Origin of the sequence: Bowmanella yangjiangensis (assembly GCF_017255015.1) — a bacterium.
GTDB classification, from domain to species: domain Bacteria; phylum Pseudomonadota; class Gammaproteobacteria; order Enterobacterales; family Alteromonadaceae; genus Bowmanella; species Bowmanella yangjiangensis.
In genome coordinates this window covers 1-360 of the sequence record NZ_JAFKCS010000744.1, presented here as the reverse complement: position 1 = coordinate 360, position 360 = coordinate 1, and the positions used below count along the sequence as shown (strand labels likewise).

Genomic DNA, 360 nt, shown 5'->3' with positions numbered 1-360 from the left:
ACCTGGACAAGCAACTGGCGCTGATCGACAAGGTCCACGCGCAACTGGCTCAGCAGGGCAAGCAGCTGATCATGCTGCCGGTGCCGATGAAGCTCGACACCTACGCCGAGCACTCGAGCTACGCGCCGGCCGAGCGAATCAGCAGCCTCTACCAGCAGTTCAGCCAGCGCCTGGCCGAGCGCGGTATCGACACGGTCGACCTGCGCAGCGCGTACCAGGACGTCGCCGCCGCCGAGCCGCTGTTCCTGCGCAACGACACCCACTGGAGCCCGAAGGGGGCCGAGCTGGCGGCGCAGACCCTGGCCCGACAGTTCCCCCAGCTGCGCGGCAACACGCCCTACATCACCCAGGCCGCCGGCG

The 360-nt window shown here is 68.9% G+C and carries 1 protein-coding gene; it reads left to right on the top strand.

Annotation, left to right across the window (positions count from 1 at the left end):
* Positions 1-360, top strand: a 360-nt coding sequence (locus tag J0A65_RS26510; protein WP_416135338.1) for an alginate O-acetyltransferase AlgX-related protein, incomplete at both ends; no start/stop codon positions are given.